We start from the raw sequence: 18,630 nt of genomic DNA, 5'->3' as shown, positions 1-18,630 counted from the left end.
GATGATTCCCGTCACATCCGGAAGTGTTCCCCCAGATAGACGCGCCGCACGGATTCATTTTGTATGATGTCGTCGGGTTTGCCACTTGCCAGTACAGCACCCTGATTGATGATGTAGGCATGATCGCAAATGCCCAGGGTTTCACGCACATTGTGATCGGTGATCAGCACGCCGATGCCACGTTCTTTCAAAAAGCGCACAATGCGCTGGATTTCGATGACGGCAATCGGGTCGACCCCGGCAAAGGGTTCGTCGAGCAAAACAAAGCGGGGATTGGTCGCCAGCGCACGTGCGATTTCCACACGACGGCGCTCACCGCCAGATAGCGACAAGGCCTGGCTTTCACGAATTTTTTCAATCTGTAAATCCGCCAGCAGGGCATCGAGACGTTCATCGATTTCTTTGGTCGAAAGAAATTTTCCGTGGGCATTTTTCTGTAATTCCAGAACAGCGCGGATATTGTCTTCGACTGTCAGCTTGCGAAATACTGAAGCTTCCTGCGGCAAATATGACAAGCCCAGCACCGCCCTTTGATGGATGGGTAACTGAGATATATTGACAGCATCTATCGTGATGTCACCTGCGTCCGATGGCACCAGGCCAACGATCATGTAGAAAGAAGTTGTTTTGCCCGCACCGTTCGGGCCGAGCAGGCCAACGACTTCGCCGCTTTTCACTTGTAGCGATACGTCACGTACTACCTGGCGCGCGCCATAGCGTTTTTGCAGCCCTTTGACGAGCAGCGTACTAGCAATTGCCGTCATCTTAATTGGCCTGTTTTTCAGTTTTTGGATGCAAAATTATTTTGACACGACCATCGCCATCGACATGCTTGCCGCTGGTTGAATTGGCACCATCAAAGACATCGTTTTTGCTGTCATAGGAAAGATATTCACCCTCTTGTTCCTGGGTGACTTTTTTACCTTCGAGGTAGCGTATCTTTGCCTTGGAAATAAATTTCACGACCTCGGTACTTTGATCATATTCGGCACGGTCAGCTTCGCCATCAACCCACAGATCGGTACCGCCATCCCGTTTTTGCCGGAACGTGACCTTGCCATTGCTGCCACTGCTCAGTACGACAAACTGATCACCACTTGGTGATTCTGTCAGTACGGCTTTTTCAGCTTTGACCACCAGCGTACCTCTCGTTACCAGGACACCATTCGATAAAACATGGACGCCTTTCTGTCCCTTGCTCTGTGTGCTGCCGGCTTCAATCAATGTGTCTTTCAGGCTGTCGGCTTTTTCTGCATGGGCTGAGGTGAGGGCCAGGCCCATACATCCAAGGCCGATTAATTTGCGCAAGCCAGGCACAGAAAAAATGGGTTTCATTCTCATGTTCTGCTTTCTATTTATTTATTTTATGGGAAGAGGAGCGGACTTCACACGCCTCTTTAAATGCATTTTTACTTTACTCAATAAATCCAGTTCCTGGGTAGCATTATTGGCGAGCATACCTACCGCAGTGGTTTCTATCGTGCTGGTTTTTACAAAGACGGGCTTGTCGGTTTTGATCAGGTCTTCATCTGGCAATAACAACAAATAATTTGTTTCCAGCCGCATGAATTGTGAATTCAATCCCTCAGGGCGTTCAACGCTGACCTGGTCATATAAATGCACTTCATCATGTTCGCGTTTGGGCGAAGTTGTGGTTGATTTTTGTGAAACAACGGCGAGCTCTGCACGCAAGTGCAAAGGCGTACGGTTTTCATCAAAACTATTAATTTGCGGATGTGTAATTTCTATATTGTCATTACGGGGCAAGTGTATCAGGCGTTCGCCGGTGACATGGTAATTGGCCTTGCCATTGTTGGACAGCCGTATGAAATTGAATTTCTCGACATAATAATCGGGTGCGGCCCTGGCGGAAGAACGATTTTGTTCATCACCGGCATTACGCCTTACCACTTCCATGACCCAGATGGCGCCCAGCGTGATGACGCCCAGCATGACGACTGCCAGCCAGATACGGAAACGGTCTATGGTTAAATGATGTTTCATGAAAGATAATTTTGTAAAGCTAGTTCGTATTTGTCTTGCGCCCGCAAGATGAAATCACATATTTCCCTGGCCGCCCCTTTGCCACCACCAGCCGTGGTGACATAGTGCACACGCTGTCTTACTTCAGCATGGGCGTTGGGCACACTGGCGGCAAAGCCGCAACGCATCAGTATCGGTAAATCAATGACATCATCGCCAATAAATCCGCAGGCACTGGCAGGCAGGTTCAAATCGGCAATCAATTGCAGGAAAGCTGATTTTTTATCATGTATGCCCTGACGGATATGCGGGATGCCCAAATCTGTCGCGCGTCTGGTGACAATGGCAGATTGCCGGGCGCTGATGATGGCCGTGGCAATACCCGCCTGCTGTAATAATTTAATGCCCTGGCCATCAAGGACATTAAAGGTTTTCATCATTTCACCATCCGGCCCGAAATGCAGACTGCCATCTGTCAATATGCCATCGACATCAAAAATCATCAGCTGGACCTGGCGTGCCATGTCGATTGCGCTCGTCATCAGATCACCTTGGCGCGTGTCAGGTCGTGAATATGCAAGGCACCCACCAGCCTGCCATCATCATCTGCCACCAGTAACTGGTTAATGCGATAGGTTTCCATGACTTCGACAGCTTCCACGGCTAATTGTTCAGGCCGTATGCGGTGTGGCTTGTCATGCATGACATCGGCAATCTGCAATTGCGTAAAATCCCGTGTGCCATCCATCAAGCGGCGCAAGTCACCATCGGTGAAGATGCCGACGATATGCTGGTTGTGATCGACCACGGCTGTCATCGCCATGCCCTTTTTGGTAATTTCCAGCAACGCCGTTTTCAGTTGAGTCTCTGGCCCCACTTGCGGGATATCGGCACCTGTGCGCATGACATCCCTGACATGGGTCAGCAGCCGACGCCCCAGTGAACCGCCAGGGTGGGAACGAGCAAAATCTTCTTCACGAAAACCACGCGCATCCAGCACTGCTACGGCCAGGGCGTCGCCCAAAGCCAGAGTGACCGTCGTGCTGGCCGTTGGTGCCAAGTTCAGCGGGCAGGCTTCTTTGTCCACATGCAGGTTCAAATGTATATCGGCCAGTTTGCCCAGGCTGGATTCCGGGTTGCCCGTCATCGCGATGAGTTTGACACCCAGGCGCTTGATGATGGGCAAGATGGACATCAGTTCAGACGCTTCGCCTGAATACGAAATGGCAATGAAAACATCCTGTTGCGTCACCATGCCCAGATCGCCATGCGCAGCTTCTGCCGGGTGGACAAAAAACGAAGGCGTGCCGGTAGAGGCAAAGGTCGCCGAGATCTTGCGTGCAATATGGCCGGATTTGCCGATGCCGGACACGACCACACGGCCATGGCAGGTCAGCAGCATATCAACCGCCTGCGAAAACCCGGCAGCATCACCATTGCCCAGGCGTGTCTGCAAGGCCAGCAAGGCATCTGCTTCAATTTGCAGGGTTTCACAAGCCAGTTTCAGCGCACGTTTTGCCGCGGCGGCCTTATCGGTTGCACTTTGCGGATTCGGGGAGTAAGGGGCATTCAATTCATTCATGCCAGAAGTATAAACGAAATCCAGAAAGCAAAAACTCTGCCAGTTGTAACGGAATGAATATTGTTTGCCAGAAATAAGGTTTCAGACGCGATAAATCGGCAATAATAGGAGGCATGAATGGACTAGATACCACTTTATCACTGTTGGCCGCGGCCGTCTTAGGCGTGGTCGCTTTTCGCATGTTGCAACTGCCGCCCATGCTGGGTTATCTGGTGGTTGGTATCTTTATCGGCCCGTTTGGCATGGGAGTTGCCGACGATAGTGCCGTGACGCATGAGCTGGCCGAGTTTGGCGTTGTTTTCCTGATGTTTTCCATCGGCCTGGAATTTTCTCTGTCGAAACTGATGGCCATGCGCAAGGCGGTGTTTGGGCTGGGGATGGCGCAGGTACTGGTCACGATACTCACCAGCATGCTGTTTGGCTGGATAGCCAGCCGCTGGCTGCCGCAATTTTTCAATATCAGCTGGGAAGCCTCGTTTGCGCTGGGTGGCGCGCTGGCCATGTCATCGACCGCCATTGTTTCCAAGATGCTGACTGAGAGGCTGGAACTGGAAAGCCTGCATGGCCGGCAAATCATCAGCGTGTTGTTATTCCAGGATCTGGCCGTCGTGCCTTTGCTGATACTGGTGCCCGCACTGGCTTCAAAATCGCCGGACCTGGTGAAAACCCTGGCATTCGCCAGCGGCAAGGCCGTTCTGGTGCTGGTGCTGCTGTTGGTGGTGGGGCAAAAGCTCATGCGCACCTGGTTCCGCATCGTCGTCAAGCGGCGCTCACAAGAGTTATTCATGCTGAACCTCTTGCTGATTACCCTGGGCGCTGCCTGGCTGACCGAAAAGGCGGGCCTGTCGATGGCACTGGGCGCGTTCGTTGCAGGCATGCTGATATCAGAGACCGAATACCGTCATCAGGTGGAAGAAGATATCAAACCCTTCCGCGATGTCTTGCTGGGCCTGTTTTTCATCACCGTAGGTATGTTGCTGAATGTCAAACTGGTCATTGATCATTTCTGGCTGGTGTTATTGCTGTTGTCCGGCCCGGTATTGATGAAGCTGGCACTGATCACGGCGCTGGCGAAAATCTTTGGCAATTCCACCAGCGTGGCCTTGCGCACGGGCCTGGGCCTGGCGCAGGCGGGTGAATTTGGTTTTGTGCTGCTGAACCAAGCGGGCGGCCTGCAATTGCTCGACCCCTTGTTGCTGCAACTGATACTGGCATCGATGGTGCTGTCCATGCTGGCTTCACCGTTTATCCTGGCCAATTCTGATGCCATTGTCATGAAGTTTTCCGCCAATGAATGGATGATGCAATCACTGGCGCTGACGCAAATTGCGGCGCGCACCATGACGACGAAAAAGCATGTGATCATTGCCGGCTTTGGCCGAAGCGGGCAAAGCCTGGCACGTATTTTGGCAGAGGAAAATATTGATTACCATGCACTCGATCTGGACCCTGACCGTGTACTCGAAGCCCAGACTGCGGGCGCAAATGTATCGTATGGTGATGCCGCACGGCGCGAAAGCCTCCTGGCAGCCGGTATCAATCGCGCCGCCGCCCTTGTCGTGACCTACACCGGCACCGCATCCGCCTTGAAGATATTGCATTTCGTCAATGAAATGAACCCCAGCCTGCCGGTGATCGTGCGTAGCCATGACGATGTTGATCTCGATAAATTACGGGCGGCAGGTGCCACCGAAGTCGTGCCTGAACTGATGGAAGGCAGCCTGATGCTGGCTTCCCATGCGCTGGTGATGCTGGGTGTGCCATTAAGAAAAGTGGTGCACCGCGTGCAAATCGCCAGGGATGCGCGGTATGAATCCCTGCGCGGCTTTTTTCATGGTGCCAGTGACGCCAGTGACAGTCCAGAAAACATGCAAATCCGCCTGCATACCGTAATGCTGACCGAGCGCGCGAAGTCTGTCGGGCTGCAATTGAGTGAATTGCATCTTGAAGAGGTGGAAGCTGATGTGCATGCGGTCAGACGCGGCAAGGCCAGGCTGGATCACCAGGAAGGCATACTTTTGCAGGTGGGCGATGTCGTTGTCGTCAGGGGCACATCGGAAGCAGTCGCTAGAGCAGAGCAGCGGCTGTTAAAATAGCGGCTTATTTTTCAATTTGAAGGACATGCAGGAATGTTTAATCCATCCGAATACATTAAAGAACATATCCGCACCGTGGAAAACTGGCCGCAGCCTGGCGTGATGTTTCGTGACATTACGCCATTGTTGCAAAACCCTAAAGTATTCCGCGTGCTCATCGATATGTTTGTACATCGCTATATGGATGAGAAACTGGACGTGGTGGCAGGCCTGGATGCACGCGGCTTCATCATCGGCTCTGTGCTGGCCTATGAGTTGAACCTGGGTTTCGTGCCTATCCGCAAGAAGGGCAAACTGCCTTTCCATACCGTGTCCGAGCAATATGAGCTTGAATACGGCAGCGCCACGGTAGAGCTGCATGCCGATGCCTGCAAGGCAGGCGACAGGGTGGTGTTGATCGACGACCTGATCGCCACCGGCGGTACCATGATGGCTGGCCGCAAGCTGCTGGAACGCCTGGGCGCCACCGTGGTGGAAGGCGCAGTGATTGTTGACCTGCCAGAACTGGGTGGTTCCAAAATCATCAAGGACAGCGGCCTGCCCCTGTTCACCGTCTGTAATTTTGAAGGTCATTAGAATTTTTACATCCCCGAACAACTGACGCTACGGCGTCAGTTTTTTATTGGGCGCCATGCCTGTGCGCTTTGACATGAATTGAGTTGTACATATTGTGAACAGCAATCAAATCCTGACCATGGAAACCTGTGATCCGGCACTGCCGGAAGCGCTGGTCTTGCTCGACGAATTGTCCGACAGCCTGGCAGCCATTACCGGTGACAGCGGGCGCGCATCATTTGATGCCAATGACGTACGTGGCCCGGCATCCCTGTTTGTCATTGCGCGCAATGCCGCTGGCCTGGCCGTCGCCTGCGGCGCCTTCAGGCCCATGGAAGCGGGCATTGCCGAAGTCAAGCGCATGTATGCGAGGCCGCAGACCAAAGGTGCTGGCCTGGCAGTACTCAGACATCTGGAAACAGCGGCTGCTGATCTGGGATATCAGAAATTGCGTCTTGAAACCCGGCTGGTCAATCAGCGTGCGGTCGCTTTTTATGAAAAGCATGGTTACCGCCGGATTGATAATTTTGGCAAATATGTGGGCAATGCTGCCGCTGTCTGCTTTGAGAAAAGCTTGCCAGCCAGATAAGCTTAGATCAATGCAGTTCGAGGCAGTGCTTTCAGTTTGGCTGGCTGCATGAAGCCAGCACGCAAGAAATAAGCAAAAAAATGCGGAGCTGCGTTATACTTCAGGTCTTCCAAGGAGCGTTGCGACGAGAACTACGAGTTTTTGCCAGGCTTGGGATATCCATAACCGCGCTCACGTTACTTTTTTCATCAGAAAGGAGGGCGTGATGAACGCCATCGTAGCAAACACATCCGATACTACTTCCCAGGATTTTTTCGTTGCTGACCTCAGTCTGGCAGCCTGGGGCAATAAAGAAATCCGCATTGCAGAAACAGAAATGCCGGGCCTGATGGCAATTCGTGAAGAATTTGCTGCCAGCCAGCCACTGAAAGGTGCGCGCATTACTGGTTCCCTGCATATGACTATCCAGACTGCGGTATTGATAGAAACCCTGAATGCCCTGGGTGCGCAGGTACGTTGGGCATCTTGCAATATTTATTCTACACAAGACCATGCCGCAGCAGCGATCGCCGCTGGTGGTACACCTGTGTTCGCCTTCAAGGGTGAAAATCTTGATGAATACTGGGATTTCACCCACCGTATTTTCGAATGGAAAGATGGCGGTTTTTCCAACATGATCCTTGATGATGGCGGCGATGCAACCTTGCTTCTGCATCTGGGTACCCGTGCAGAAAAAGATATTTCCGTGCTGGCCAATCCAGGCTCGGAAGAAGAAATCTGCCTGTTCAATGCCATCAAAAAACACCTGGCAACAGAACCTGACTGGTATTCAAAACGCCTGGCCGCCATCAAGGGCGTGACAGAAGAAACCACGACCGGCGTACATCGCCTGTACCAGATGCATAAAGAAGGCAAACTGGCTTTCCCGGCAATCAACGTCAATGATTCTGTCACCAAGTCCAAGTTTGATAACCTGTATGGCTGCCGTGAATCGCTGGTAGATGGCATCAAGCGCGCTACCGACGTCATGATCGCTGGCAAGGTTGCCGTCATCGCCGGTTATGGTGATGTAGGCAAGGGCTGTGCACAAGCCATGCGTGCCCTGTCGGCCCAGGTCTGGGTCACTGAAATTGATCCTATCTGCGCCCTGCAGGCAGCGATGGAAGGTTATCGCGTCGTGACAATGGAATACGCGTCTGAATTTGGCGACATCTTCGTGACCACGACCGGCAATTACCATGTCATCAGCCACGAGCATATGCTGAAGATGAAAGACCAGGCCATCGTTTGTAACATCGGCCATTTCGATAATGAAATCGATGTTGCTTCACTCAAGCAATACACCTGGGACAACATCAAGCCGCAAGTTGATCATGTGATTTTCCCTAGCGGCAAACGCATCATCCTGCTGGCTGAAGGCCGTCTGGTCAACCTGGGTTGCGGTACTGGCCACCCATCGTATGTCATGAGTTCTTCTTTCGCCAATCAAACCATTGCGCAGATCGAGTTGTTCGTGAATACGGAGAAATATCCGGTTGGCGTATACACCCTGCCAAAACACCTCGACGAAAAAGTCGCCCGTCTGCAATTGAAAACACTGAATGCACAATTGAGTGTGTTGACTGAAGAACAGGCTGCTTACATAGGCGTGAAAAAAGAAGGCCCTTACAAGCCAGATCATTATCGTTATTGATCGCCATCCGGTAACTGTTTTTTCCTGACAGTTACCGGTCTGGAGGAAGCTGCGGGTCATTGACTTGCAGCTTCCAGGATTCATCTCACAATCTGCAAACAGGAGCATGTATGCGTTTACTGGCAACCTGGTTGGTTAATGCGCTGGCTTTGCTGGCGATCCCTTACTTGATGGACTCTGTGCAGATCGCCAGTTTTGGCACTGCCCTGGTTGTGGCCGTGGTACTTGGCCTGGTCAACACCATCATCCGCCCCGTGATATTGATACTTACCCTGCCGGCGACGGTGCTGAGCCTGGGTCTGTTTATCTTCGTCATCAATGGCCTGATGTTCTGGGGTGTGGCAAACGTGGTGGAAGGTTTTCATGTCACCGGCTTCTGGGCAGCGGTGGGCGGTGCCTTGCTGTACAGCGTGATCTCCTGGACACTCTCGACCTTATTGTTGCAAGGTAAAAATGAAGACGCCTAATTTCAGCATAGAATTTTTTCCGCCCAAGACGGCGGAAGGCACGGAAAAACTGCGCGCCACGCGCGCCAAACTGGCCGAGCTTAAACCCAAATATTTTTCTGTCACTTTTGGTGCCGGTGGCACGACACAGCAGGGTACGCTTGATACCGTGACTGAAATCCGCAAGGAAGGCCATGATGCTGCACCCCACCTGTCTTGCATAGGTGGTACGCGTGAATCGATACGCGGCATTCTTGACGAGTTCAAGGCGCATGATATCCACCGTCTGGTCGCCTTGCGCGGCGATATGCCCAGCGGCTATGGCATGGGCGGTGAATTTCGCTATGCCAATGAACTGGTGGAGTTTATCCGTGCCGAGACCGGTGACTGGTTCCATATCGAAGTGGCAGCCTACCCCGAAATGCATCCGCAGGCGCGCTCGCCGCAAGACGATTTGAACAGCTTTGTGCGCAAGATGCAGGCAGGTGCCAATGCTGCCATCACCCAGTATTTCTATAATGCGGATGCCTATTTCCGCTTTGTGGAAGAAGCAAACAAGGCCGGTGTGACTGCACCTATTGTTGCCGGCATCATGCCCATCACCAACAGTACACAGCTACAGCGTTTTTCTGAAATGTGCGGCGCAGAAATCCCGCGCTGGATACGCCTGAAACTCAGCAGCTATGGGGATGACAGCGCGTCGATCAAGGCCTTTGGCCTCGATGTCGTCACCGCCATGTGCGAACGCCTGCTCGCAGGCGGTGCGCCTGGCCTGCATTTTTATTCCCTGAACCAGGCGGCAGCAACCACAGCAATCTGGCAGCGGCTGGTGTAGTCCTGCCCTGCCTCTTGTAAGATTGTAAGCTTGTAAAACAGCCCCAGACTGCGTTTCGATATGAGATCAGTCTGAGGCTGTTTTTTTATTTATGATTACCTCAGCCCCAGCCATAAACCCGCTGGCACAAACAGCAGTGCGGCTGCATTGCCCAGCAAGACAATCGAAGCCACCTTGTCTGGTTCCTGCCTGTATTGTTCTGCCACCATGAAGCAAAACACGGCGGGTGGCAGCGCCGCAAACAGATACATCTGGCCGCGCTGCGTGATGGTCAGTGGCAAGATATTTTCCAGTATCGCTGCCATGATCAGCCCGCTCAGCGGGCAGACGATGGCACCTGCCATGCCTATGCGCCAGCTGGCAAAATTGATATCCAGCATGCGCACGCCGAGAGAAAATAACATGATGGGTATGCAGGCATCGCCCGTCATTTTCAGCGCCAGGAAAAGTGTCGCCTGCAAGGGGATATGAAAAATCGCAAAGACCATGCCGGCCGCCATCGCCAGCATCATCGGGCTGACTAAAAACCGCCACGGTGAATCGCGGTGCTCAGGATGGCCTTGCTGGATAATGCGCATGCCGACAGTGAAGTAGACAAGGTTACAGGCCATGAACAAGGCCACGGCCGCAGACAGGCCGCTTGTGCCAAACGCCAGCGCTGCCAGCGGCAAACCCATGTTGCCGCAATTGTTATACATCATCGGTGGTACGAAGCTGCGCACGTCATAACCCAGCAGGCGGGCCAGTGGCCAGGCCAGCAGGCCAGAACCCAAAGCGATCAATACGCCTGCCACGATCAGCCACAGGTTATGGCTGACATCAAAATCTTTTCCCGCCAGCGCAGTGAAGACCAGCAAAGGGCATAACACATCCATGCTGATGCGGTTGACCGCCACCATGTCAGCCGCTGCCGCGCCGCCTTTGCGCCGCGCATACAGATAGCCAAGGCCGATGACGATGAATACCGGCATGATGATGGAAAGTATGCGTTCTATCATGGGAGTAATTGGGATCAGGGAAGATGACATTGTAGGTACTTCAACGCGGCGTCACATGACAAGTTTTCATGCATGGCATGCGCTGGCCGCATTTGTCACCATTCGCCACCATTCATCACTATCCAGTTTGTTCCAGGGGGATGGGATGGATGCGCTTTGCTTGATCTGGCGCAAGCTGGCGTTAGCTGAATTTTTCTACAATACCAGAACCTATTTTCAGGTGATGGCATACAGGGGCGGACTTGGCAATTGAACTTTATAACGACGGCAAACACATCTGCGTGATGTTCAATGACCTGGTCGACGACAGTGCAGATCATGCGGTGCAGGCCAATCAGTTCCTGATTGTTTCGGATGGCGTGGGGGCGCTGATCGACCCTTCCGGCAATATTACCTATAACGCATTGGTCCTGAGCATGCACAGGTATCTGCCCAAGAAAGAACTCAAGTATTTGTTTGCTTCGCATCAGGACCCGGACATTATCGGCGCGCTCGATAAATGGCTGTTCAGTACCGAATGCCAATTGTATGTCTCAAAATTGTGGTCACGCTTTGTGCCGCATTTCTGCAACCTCAACCGCGCAGAGGGGCGTGTCGTCGGCATTCCTGATGAGGGTATGCCTGTGTATTTGCCTGATTCTGTCATTCATGCCGTGCCTGCGCATTTTTTGCATGCAGAAGGCAATTTCCAGTTTTACGACAGCAAGTCAAAAATCCTGTTTTCTGGCGACATGGGCGCTTCCATGGTCGATGCCCTGGAAATACAAAAACCGATCACCACCAAAGAAGAGTTTTATGCGCAGTTGCACACCATGAGCGGCTTTCACAAGCGCTATATGGTGTCAAACAAGGTATGCCGCTTCTGGGCGAATATGGTCAGGCAGATGGATGTTGCCATGCTGGTGCCCCAGCATGGCCGTTACCTGCTAGGCAATGAAGCCATTACCGCCTTTCTTGACTGGATAGAAAACCTGCAATGCGGCATAGACCTGTTCACGCAGGAGCATTACCGTTTCCGTGGTTGAAAAGAGTGGCAGGTAATGCCTGCCTTATGATTTTTTTCTCACGATTTTCCCTGCTTCAGGACGGCATAATTCAACGGCAGGGCAGTGGTCGTCTTGATGACTTCCATGACAAAACTGGAGCTGACATCCTGCAGGTCGGCGACCTTGACCAGTTTTTTGTAGACCAGGTCAAAGCCTGCCATGTCGGGTACATGCACTTTCAGCAAATAATCAATCTCGCCGCTCATCCGCAAAATTTCCACAATTTCAGGTATGCCGGTGGCACCGGCAATAAAGCGCTGCATCCATTTGTCATTATGCTGGGCGGCTTTGAGCGCCACCATGACGGTCAGGCCGAGGTTTAATTTGACCGGGTCGCACAAGGCGACCTGCTGGCGTATCACGCCATCTTCCTGCAATTTTTGCACGCGCCGCCAGCATGGTGTCACTGAAAGATGCACGGCCTGCGCCAGATCGGCCAGGGCAATCGATGAATCTTTTTGCAATAAATTCAGAAGTTCTAGATCAATTTTATCCATATTTGTCTATTTATAGAAAATTTTACTAAAAATAGCACAAATTACTAAATAATTTGGTAAAAAATTCCTGCCACCCCTTGTTAGGATGTGTGTGAAGCGTTTCCTGCAAAATTTTTTTGCATCAGAGCAAAGACGCAAGCGCATTCAGCATAGTCATCACCATAGTTACTACAGGAGTTAATCATGAACCTGGTCGAGCCAGCATTGCAAACCGCCACCCGTCTGACCCATGCAGGTCGCAAAGGCAAGGTACACCCAGGCCCGGTTAACCCGCCCATCGTACGTGCGTCCACCATGCTGTTCCCTGACGTGGCTGCGCTCAATAATGCCTGTGGCACACGCCGTGTCTATGGCCGCCATGGCAATGAAACCACCCATGCGCTGGAACAGGCGCTGTGCTCGGCTGAAAACGCCGCAGGCTGCATGCTGACACCGTCGGGCCTGTCTGCCATTACCACAACGCTGCTGGCCCTGTTGCAGCCTGGCGACCATCTGCTGATGGTCGATACCACCTATGACCCGACCCGCCTGTTCTGTGACGGCCTGCTGAAACAGATAGGCGTGACAACGACTTATTACGATCCGCTTATCGGTCGTGGCATCGCCGCGCTGATGCAAAAAAATACCAGGGTCGTGTTTGTCGAATCACCCGGTTCGCTGACTTTTGAAATCCAGGACATACCGGCCATTGCGGCCGTCGCCCACGCCGGTGGGGCGGTCGTTGTATCTGACAGCACCTGGGCCACACCGATAGGCTGGGATTCTTTCGATTTGGGCATCGATGTATCGATACACGCAGCCACCAAATACATCGTTGGTCATTCAGATGCGCTGATGGGTGTCATATTGACCAATGAAGCCCTGCATGAGCGTGTACGCAATACTTACCGTCAACTGGGTATCACCATTGGCGGCGATGATGCCGCACTGGCCCTGCGTGGCCTGCGCACGCTGGCGGCACGCCTGGCAGTACATCGTGACAGTGCGCAAGTGGTTGCGCGCTGGTTGCAACAGCAGCCAGAAGTGGCCGAGGTCTTGTACCCGCCGCTTGAAGGCTGTGCCGGTCATGAATTATGGAAACGTGATTTCAAGCCTGAATATGCATGCGGCCTGATGGGCGCAGTATTCCGTGCAGACATCACCGAGCAGCAGGTTGCCGCGCTGATCGACCGTACCCGTCTGTTTGGTATTGGTTTTAGCTGGGGTGGTTATGAAAGCCTGATTTTGCCGACAAAACCGTCTGCTTATCGCAGTGTCAATGCCGGGCAATGGCAGACGCCGATGTTGCGCCTGCATGTAGGCCTGGAAGCGACAGAAGACTTGCTGGCTGACCTGGCACAGGGCTTTGATGCCTTGCGTAAAACCAGTGAACCACAGCCAGCGCGTAATTACCTGAAGGCCGTGGTCTGAAGATGAGGGATGGTGGAAATGCAGGGACGGCGTTTAGCTGGCTACCCAGTCAAATGCTTTCCTGAACAGACCAGCGGGTGGTGGGCTGAATTCCTGGGCCTGCTTTTCTGCGATGACGTCCGGTTCCAGGTGACGCATCATGCTGAGCGTGGCCTGTTGCTGGCGCATGATGCCCTGACGGTTGATGGTAGCGATGATGTTGGCGATTTTTTCGGCAGCATCATCTAGATTGAGTTCATAGAACTCCTGGTTTTTTTTGCCACGGCGTTGTTGCTGGAATTGTTTCAGGATGTCATCCAGTGCCTGGCCGCAGTCCTTGGTATGCAGTTCAAAGACGCATTCATAGACACCGGGTATCAGTTCCTGATGGTCACGGTTCAGCTCCATGGCCTTGGAAACGCCGGAACGGCGGGTAGCGCCGATTTTGTACAGACCCTGGCGTAAGCCATCGTTTTGCAAAATGTAGATCGTGCCTGGCGTGCCATGCATGAATTGGGGTTCACGCGGCAAGGTCCTTTGTGGGCGGTAAGAGCTAGTCATCGGTAGACCTGACATTTTGTAAAGGGATGAGAAACAGTCTACAAAAGGTACGCAGGACTTGAGACGCGGAATAAACAGGTGCTTTGCGCTCTGTTCTTGGATTAGATGGAAGATGGCGGGCCAACCAGGCCATGCGCAACAAGATTTTGGCAGTTTTTAGAATTACCACCGTCCTGCACCTTCACCGGGCAGGAATTTCAGCCCGCATGCTCCCGTCTGCGGGCTTTTTTTTGCCGAATCTTCCTCTGTCCATGTCCTGTCATGCGCAGGTCATGTTCAGCCGATACCATGCGGCAATCCTGAAGAAGTTCCTCCAAAGGTCGGGATATTTGCCCGCAGAGTGATCTGCGGGCTTTTTCTATTGTGCCTGTTGCGGTGATGCTGGCGGCGAAGTCGGTGGTTCCGATGGTGCCGGCGGTATGTCGTCCATATCAACCGTCCTGATGCCTGCACCGTTCAGGAATTCAGAAAACATCCAGTCGCCTTCGGCTGAACTGACGCCTTCTGGTGGCGTGCGCTGGGTTTCCGGCTTGCCCGACAGGGCCACGCGCATGGTATCTATCCAGATAGGCAGGGCCAGGGTCGCACCAAATTCACGGCCACCCAGGGATTTTGGATCATCATAGCCCATCCAGGCAACTGCCACGACATTGCCGGCATAGCCTGCAAACCAGCCATCGACGGCATCGCTGGTCGTACCAGTCTTGCCTGCCAGGTCACGCCTGCCCAGCTTTTGCGTGGCGCTGGCACCCGTACCGCTGCGTACCACTTCACGCAACATGCTGTCGGTAATAAAGGCATTGCGGCTGTCGATGACACGCGCCTCATCCTGGGCGATGGCAGGTGGCTTCATCTCGAACAGGGATTTGCCCTTGGCGTCAACGACCTTGCTGATCAGCCACGGCGTGACCTGGTAACCACCGTTGGCAAACACGGCGTAGGCGGCAGCCAGTTGTACAGGTGTGACTGCCCCCGTACCCAGGGCCATGGTCAGGTTGGCCGGATGCTTGTCTTTATCAAAGCCAAAACGCGGCAACCAGCCCTTGGCTGTATCAACACCGATCGCCTTCAAAATCCTGACCGAGACCACGTTCTTTGATTTTGCCAGTGCCGTGCGCATGCTGATAGGGCCGTCATATTTGCCATCATCATTACGCGGGTCCCAGCGCAGGACTTCTTCTGAAGTCTCTGACAGTTGTACGTCATTGATCAGCGTTGCAGGTGAAAACCCTTTTTCCAGCGCGGCAGAATAAATAAAGGGCTTGATGCTGGAACCAGGCTGACGCCAGGCGCTGGTGACATGGTTGAATTTTTTGCGGTTGAAATCAAAACCGCCGACCATGGCGCGGTAACCGCCATCGTCTGCATTCAAGGCAATGAAAGCCCCTTCAACTTCAGGCAATTGCGTGATGGCCCAGTGTTTTTTTGCATCCTGTATCACACGGATGATGGCACCCGGCCTGATCTTCATATCTGCCTTGGCATTATTGCTCAATGCATTGGCAGCGAAGCGCAAGCCATCGCCACTCAGCTCTACGCTTTCACCAGATTGCAGTTCAGCCTTGATCAGTTTATTGGACGCCTGCGTGACGACTGCCGACAGCAACTTGTCGTTACCCGGATGTTTGCGCAAGGCTTCATCGATGGCGTCATCACGTTCATCTTCATCTGTCGGCAATTCTATGAATGCCTCTGGCCCGCGATAGCCGTGACGCTGGTCATACGCCATGACATTGCGGCGTACCGATTCATAAGCCGCTTCCTGCTCGGCACGGTTGATGGTGGTGTACACCTTGATACCGCTGGTATAGGCGTCTTCCTTGTATTGCGCATAAATGCTCTGCCTGACCAGTTCGGCAACATAGTCGGCATGCGTATCAAATTGCTGCCTGCTGGCGACGGTAATGACTTCCTTGCTGGCCTCTTCAAATTGCGCTTCATTGATGAAGCCATTCTTGACCATGCTTCTCAGCACCAGTATCTGCCTCTGCTTGGCCCGTTCAAAATTGACCGCCGGATTATGACGCACCGGGTTTTGCGGCACACCGGCCAGCATGGCGGCTTCTGCCAGCGTCAACTGGTCGAGCGATTTGCCAAAATAGGTGCGGGCCGCGCTGGAAAAGCCATGGCTGCGCTGACCCAGGTAAATCTGGTTCATATACAGTTCCAGGATCTGGTCTTTGCTGAGGGCACCCTCGATGCGGTAGGTCAGCAGAATTTCTTTCAGTTTGCGCGGTACCGATTTTTCATTGGTCAAAAAGAAGTTGCGTGCTACCTGCATGGTGATGGTAGACGCACCCTGATGAAAACCGCCGCGCAAATCTGCCAGCAGGGCGCGTCCGGCACCGATGAAAGAGATACCGCCGTGCTCGTAAAACCTGGCATCTTCTATCGACAGCAGGGCATTCTTCATGACAGGGGGGATATCCTTGATGGCGACAAAATCCCGGTGTTCTTCGCCAAATTCACCTATTAGCGCATTGTCTGCGGTGTAAATGCGTAAAGGTATCTTGGGCCGGTAATCCGTCACGGCATCCAGTGATGGCAGGCCTGGTGACAAGACCAGAAAAACATAGGCCAGCGCCGACAGTAACAGGGTAACGGCAGCACTGATGCTGATGGTGATCCACTTCTTCATGACTTTCCTTATTCTTCCAGGGTTTGCAACAGGTACAACCTTTGATATATACCCTGTTCCACTTGCATTAATGCCTGATGGTTACCTTGCTCCGCCAGCTTGCCGTGATTGAGTACGATGATGCGGTCTGCATCACGTATGGTGGACAGGCGGTGGGCAATGGCGACGATGGTGACCTTGCCACGCAATTCTGTCAGGGCGATTTGTACGACCTGCTCGGTCTCGCTATCGATATGCGAGGTGGCTTCATCGAGGAACAGGATACGTGGCTTGCCTGCCAGCGCACGGGCGATGGCCAGCAACTGCTTTTGTCCTGTCGACAGACGGGCACCACCTTCGCCCAACGGTGTATCGTAGCCATTTTCCAGTTGCAGGATGAACTCATGTACGTGCGCTGCCCTGGCAGCGGCGATGATATCTTCTTCAGAAATATCGCGCCCCATGGCAATGTTTTCACGCGCATTGGCCGCCAGCAAAAACGGTTCCTGCGGTACCAGGCCAACCCTGGCGCGAAAGTGCTCATCTGAAAAATCAGCGAGTGCCTGGTCATCAATCTGTATGCGGCCAGATTGCGCCGTATAGAAACGTAACAGTAAACTCAGCAGCGTCGATTTGCCACTGCCGGTATGGCCGACTATGCCGTAGAAACTACCTGATGGAATATGCAGCGTGAAATCATGCAAGACCACATGCGCAGGGTCATACCCAAAATTGACGTTTTCCAGCGTCAGTGCACCACGGCTGATTGTTGCATCCGTACTGGCGGTGGATGGCAGGTGTTCGTTCAGCAAGGTATTGACACGCGCGGCAGAAACCACCGCCTGCTGGATCTGGCCAAACTGCAAGGTGATCTGTATCAGTGGTTCAACCACGCGGGCGATGTAACTGACAAAGGCATACAGCACACCAATTTCCACACCCGAAAAACTGCGCTGGCTGAAGCTGAAAATAACCACCACCAGCAACAATGAATTCATCAAATCAAGTGCCGGCCGCAGCAGCCAGGCGTTGGCGCGTAATTCATCGAGTCTGGCATCGTAATGCAGTTGATTGGTTCTGGCAAAACGCTGGCCAAAGCGCAGCTCGGCATTGCTGGCCTGTAGCGTGCTCATGCCGTTGATGCTCTCTGCCACCTGTGCATTGATTTCGCTACGCAACTGACGCGCCTTGCTGACAGCCGGTGCACTCCAGCGCTGGTAAAACCAGACGATGATGATGACTGCCGGAATCAGCAGGGTAACGATCAGCATCAGCCGCCAGTCCAGCCAGGCCATCGCTGCCAGTGTACCGATGACGACGATGGAACTGTCAAGCATGACAAACAAGACCTGTACATACAGGCTCTTGACAGATTCGGTGTCATTGGTGACGCGGCTGACCAGTTGCCCGGTAATCGCCTTGTCAAAAAATGCCATGGGCAGGCGCAGCACATGCACATACACCTGTTCACGCAGTCGCCTGACAGACCGCATGGCCACACCAGCCAGCCTGGTCAGTTGCAGATAGCGCAACCATGTTGCCATCCAGCCGGTCACGATAAACCCGGCCAGTATGGCGATCACCGCAGGCATATCCATCTGGTGCGGTAACAGGTAATGGTCGATAAAAGCCTTGCCCAGCAGAGGCCCCATGGCTTCCAGTCCAGCGGCGCAAAATAAAAAGAAAATCCCCAGTACGACATGGTGCTTTTCTGTTTGTGCGGCGCGCAAGAGCAAGCCCATGGCCAGGTATTTTTCTGACCCCGGCGCTGCTACGGTGGTTTTCTGTGTTGAGGTATGCATA

The 18,630-nt window shown here is 53.1% G+C and carries 19 protein-coding genes and 1 riboswitch; of the genes, 9 read left to right on the top strand and 10 right to left on the bottom strand.

Annotated features, from left to right (window positions below; all coding sequences use genetic code 11):
- Positions 1-11: 11 nt before the first annotated feature.
- Genes lptB through ACO0LH_RS03195 form a run of 5 tightly spaced genes read right to left on the bottom strand, consistent with a single transcriptional unit; the run spans position 12 to position 3,565 of the window.
- Positions 12-764 (bottom strand): LPS export ABC transporter ATP-binding protein, encoded by a 753-nt coding sequence (lptB, locus tag ACO0LH_RS03215; protein WP_422939606.1) that lies wholly within the window; start codon positions 762-764, stop codon positions 12-14.
- 1 nt (position 765) lies between these two features.
- On the bottom strand, positions 766-1,341 hold the full coding sequence (gene lptA / locus ACO0LH_RS03210; protein WP_422939605.1) for a lipopolysaccharide transport periplasmic protein LptA: 576 nt from the start codon (positions 1,339-1,341) through the stop codon (positions 766-768).
- 18 nt (positions 1,342-1,359) lie between these two features.
- Positions 1,360-2,004: an LPS export ABC transporter periplasmic protein LptC gene (gene lptC / locus ACO0LH_RS03205; RefSeq protein WP_422939604.1), complete on the bottom strand. Its 645-nt coding sequence runs from the start codon at positions 2,002-2,004 to the stop codon at positions 1,360-1,362.
- Positions 2,001-2,525 carry a KdsC family phosphatase gene (locus tag ACO0LH_RS03200; protein WP_422939603.1) on the bottom strand — a complete coding sequence of 175 codons (525 nt, stop codon included), beginning with the start codon at positions 2,523-2,525 and terminating at the stop codon, positions 2,001-2,003. The genes lptC and ACO0LH_RS03200 overlap by 4 nt, the downstream gene beginning before the upstream one ends.
- Entirely contained in the window at positions 2,525-3,565 is a 1,041-nt protein-coding gene (locus ACO0LH_RS03195) for a KpsF/GutQ family sugar-phosphate isomerase (protein ID WP_422939602.1), read from the bottom strand. The genes ACO0LH_RS03200 and ACO0LH_RS03195 overlap by 1 nt, the downstream gene beginning before the upstream one ends.
- 113 nt (positions 3,566-3,678) lie before the next feature.
- On the opposite strand from ACO0LH_RS03195, the gene ACO0LH_RS03190 reads away from it, so the two are divergent.
- From ACO0LH_RS03190 to metF, 6 genes are all read left to right on the top strand, one after another.
- Entirely contained in the window at positions 3,679-5,661 is a 1,983-nt protein-coding gene (locus ACO0LH_RS03190; protein ID WP_422939601.1) for a monovalent cation:proton antiporter-2 (CPA2) family protein, read from the top strand.
- A 33-nt stretch (positions 5,662-5,694) separates the two neighbouring features.
- Entirely contained in the window at positions 5,695-6,237 is a 543-nt protein-coding gene (locus tag ACO0LH_RS03185; RefSeq protein WP_422939600.1) for an adenine phosphoribosyltransferase, read from the top strand.
- 94 nt (positions 6,238-6,331) lie between these two features.
- Positions 6,332-6,805, top strand: a complete 474-nt coding sequence (locus ACO0LH_RS03180) for a GNAT family N-acetyltransferase (RefSeq protein WP_422939599.1) — start codon at positions 6,332-6,334, stop codon at positions 6,803-6,805.
- A gap of 105 nt (positions 6,806-6,910) precedes the next feature.
- Positions 6,911-6,985, top strand: a riboswitch (S-adenosyl-L-homocysteine riboswitch).
- A gap of 25 nt (positions 6,986-7,010) precedes the next feature.
- Positions 7,011-8,438 carry an adenosylhomocysteinase gene (gene ahcY / locus ACO0LH_RS03175; protein WP_422939598.1) on the top strand — a complete coding sequence of 476 codons (1,428 nt, stop codon included), beginning with the start codon at positions 7,011-7,013 and terminating at the stop codon, positions 8,436-8,438.
- A gap of 110 nt (positions 8,439-8,548) precedes the next feature.
- Positions 8,549-8,905 (top strand): phage holin family protein, encoded by a 357-nt coding sequence (locus ACO0LH_RS03170; RefSeq protein ID WP_422939597.1) that lies wholly within the window; start codon positions 8,549-8,551, stop codon positions 8,903-8,905.
- Positions 8,892-9,719: a methylenetetrahydrofolate reductase [NAD(P)H] gene (gene metF / locus ACO0LH_RS03165; protein ID WP_422939596.1), complete on the top strand. Its 828-nt coding sequence runs from the start codon at positions 8,892-8,894 to the stop codon at positions 9,717-9,719. The genes ACO0LH_RS03170 and metF overlap by 14 nt, the downstream gene beginning before the upstream one ends.
- A gap of 95 nt (positions 9,720-9,814) precedes the next feature.
- Here the strand turns inward: metF and ACO0LH_RS03160 are convergent, their stop codons facing one another.
- Positions 9,815-10,717, bottom strand: coding sequence for an AEC family transporter (locus ACO0LH_RS03160; RefSeq protein ID WP_422939595.1), 903 nt, complete (start codon positions 10,715-10,717; stop codon positions 9,815-9,817).
- Here ACO0LH_RS03160 and ACO0LH_RS03155 point away from each other — a divergent pair.
- Together ACO0LH_RS03155 and ACO0LH_RS03150 are read left to right on the top strand one after the other, a co-directional pair.
- The gene (locus ACO0LH_RS03155; RefSeq protein WP_422939594.1) at positions 10,704-10,970 is read left to right on the top strand and encodes a hypothetical protein; all 267 of its coding nucleotides are present in this window, start codon (positions 10,704-10,706) and stop codon (positions 10,968-10,970) included. The genes ACO0LH_RS03160 and ACO0LH_RS03155 overlap by 14 nt on opposite strands.
- On the top strand, positions 10,960-11,742 hold the full coding sequence (locus tag ACO0LH_RS03150; RefSeq protein ID WP_422939593.1) for an MBL fold metallo-hydrolase: 783 nt from the start codon (positions 10,960-10,962) through the stop codon (positions 11,740-11,742). Before ACO0LH_RS03155 ends, ACO0LH_RS03150 begins: the two co-directional genes overlap by 11 nt.
- Positions 11,743-11,780: 38 nt before the next feature.
- Here ACO0LH_RS03150 and ACO0LH_RS03145 read toward each other — a convergent pair whose 3' ends face one another.
- Entirely contained in the window at positions 11,781-12,260 is a 480-nt protein-coding gene (locus tag ACO0LH_RS03145; protein WP_422939592.1) for an Lrp/AsnC family transcriptional regulator, read from the bottom strand.
- A 183-nt stretch (positions 12,261-12,443) separates the two neighbouring features.
- Between ACO0LH_RS03145 and metC the strand changes: the two genes are divergently transcribed.
- The gene (gene metC / locus ACO0LH_RS03140) at positions 12,444-13,670 is read left to right on the top strand and encodes a cystathionine beta-lyase (protein WP_422939591.1); all 1,227 of its coding nucleotides are present in this window, start codon (positions 12,444-12,446) and stop codon (positions 13,668-13,670) included.
- A 33-nt stretch (positions 13,671-13,703) separates the two neighbouring features.
- Here the strand turns inward: metC and ACO0LH_RS03135 are convergent, their stop codons facing one another.
- The 3 genes from ACO0LH_RS03135 to ACO0LH_RS03125 form a co-directional block, all read right to left on the bottom strand.
- Positions 13,704-14,210: a GIY-YIG nuclease family protein gene (locus tag ACO0LH_RS03135; RefSeq protein ID WP_422939590.1), complete on the bottom strand. Its 507-nt coding sequence runs from the start codon at positions 14,208-14,210 to the stop codon at positions 13,704-13,706.
- Positions 14,211-14,568: 358 nt separating this feature from the next.
- Positions 14,569-16,848: a penicillin-binding protein 1A gene (locus ACO0LH_RS03130; protein ID WP_422939589.1), complete on the bottom strand. Its 2,280-nt coding sequence runs from the start codon at positions 16,846-16,848 to the stop codon at positions 14,569-14,571.
- A gap of 8 nt (positions 16,849-16,856) precedes the next feature.
- A complete protein-coding gene (locus ACO0LH_RS03125; protein ID WP_422939588.1) occupies positions 16,857-18,629 on the bottom strand; it encodes an ABC transporter ATP-binding protein in 1,773 nt (590 codons plus the stop codon).
- Between the last annotated feature and the right edge of the window lies 1 nt (position 18,630).

Source organism: Undibacterium sp. TJN19, assembly GCF_049339485.1.
In the GTDB taxonomy this organism is placed as follows: Bacteria; Pseudomonadota; Gammaproteobacteria; order Burkholderiales; family Burkholderiaceae_D; genus Undibacterium.
The sequence above is the reverse complement of the archived record's forward strand: the minus strand, read 5'-3'. Positions and strand labels throughout refer to the sequence as shown.

Coding starts and splice junctions, on each gene's coding strand:
- lptB (WP_422939606.1), bottom strand. CDS start 764: ATGACGGCAATTGCTAGTACGCTGCTCGTCAAAGGGCTGCAAAAACGC.
- lptA (WP_422939605.1), bottom strand. CDS start 1,341: ATGAGAATGAAACCCATTTTTTCTGTGCCTGGCTTGCGCAAATTAATC.
- lptC (WP_422939604.1), bottom strand. CDS start 2,004: ATGAAACATCATTTAACCATAGACCGTTTCCGTATCTGGCTGGCAGTC.
- ACO0LH_RS03200 (WP_422939603.1), bottom strand. CDS start 2,525: ATGACGAGCGCAATCGACATGGCACGCCAGGTCCAGCTGATGATTTTT.
- ACO0LH_RS03195 (WP_422939602.1), bottom strand. CDS start 3,565: ATGAATGAATTGAATGCCCCTTACTCCCCGAATCCGCAAAGTGCAACC.
- ACO0LH_RS03190 (WP_422939601.1), top strand. CDS start 3,679: ATGAATGGACTAGATACCACTTTATCACTGTTGGCCGCGGCCGTCTTA.
- ACO0LH_RS03185 (WP_422939600.1), top strand. CDS start 5,695: ATGTTTAATCCATCCGAATACATTAAAGAACATATCCGCACCGTGGAA.
- ahcY (WP_422939598.1), top strand. CDS start 7,011: ATGAACGCCATCGTAGCAAACACATCCGATACTACTTCCCAGGATTTT.
- ACO0LH_RS03170 (WP_422939597.1), top strand. CDS start 8,549: ATGCGTTTACTGGCAACCTGGTTGGTTAATGCGCTGGCTTTGCTGGCG.
- metF (WP_422939596.1), top strand. CDS start 8,892: ATGAAGACGCCTAATTTCAGCATAGAATTTTTTCCGCCCAAGACGGCG.
- ACO0LH_RS03155 (WP_422939594.1), top strand. CDS start 10,704: ATGCGTTCTATCATGGGAGTAATTGGGATCAGGGAAGATGACATTGTA.
- ACO0LH_RS03160 (WP_422939595.1), bottom strand. CDS start 10,717: ATGATAGAACGCATACTTTCCATCATCATGCCGGTATTCATCGTCATC.
- ACO0LH_RS03145 (WP_422939592.1), bottom strand. CDS start 12,260: ATGGATAAAATTGATCTAGAACTTCTGAATTTATTGCAAAAAGATTCA.
- metC (WP_422939591.1), top strand. CDS start 12,444: ATGAACCTGGTCGAGCCAGCATTGCAAACCGCCACCCGTCTGACCCAT.
- ACO0LH_RS03135 (WP_422939590.1), bottom strand. CDS start 14,210: ATGACTAGCTCTTACCGCCCACAAAGGACCTTGCCGCGTGAACCCCAA.
- ACO0LH_RS03130 (WP_422939589.1), bottom strand. CDS start 16,848: ATGAAGAAGTGGATCACCATCAGCATCAGTGCTGCCGTTACCCTGTTA.
- ACO0LH_RS03125 (WP_422939588.1), bottom strand. CDS start 18,629: ATGCATACCTCAACACAGAAAACCACCGTAGCAGCGCCGGGGTCAGAA.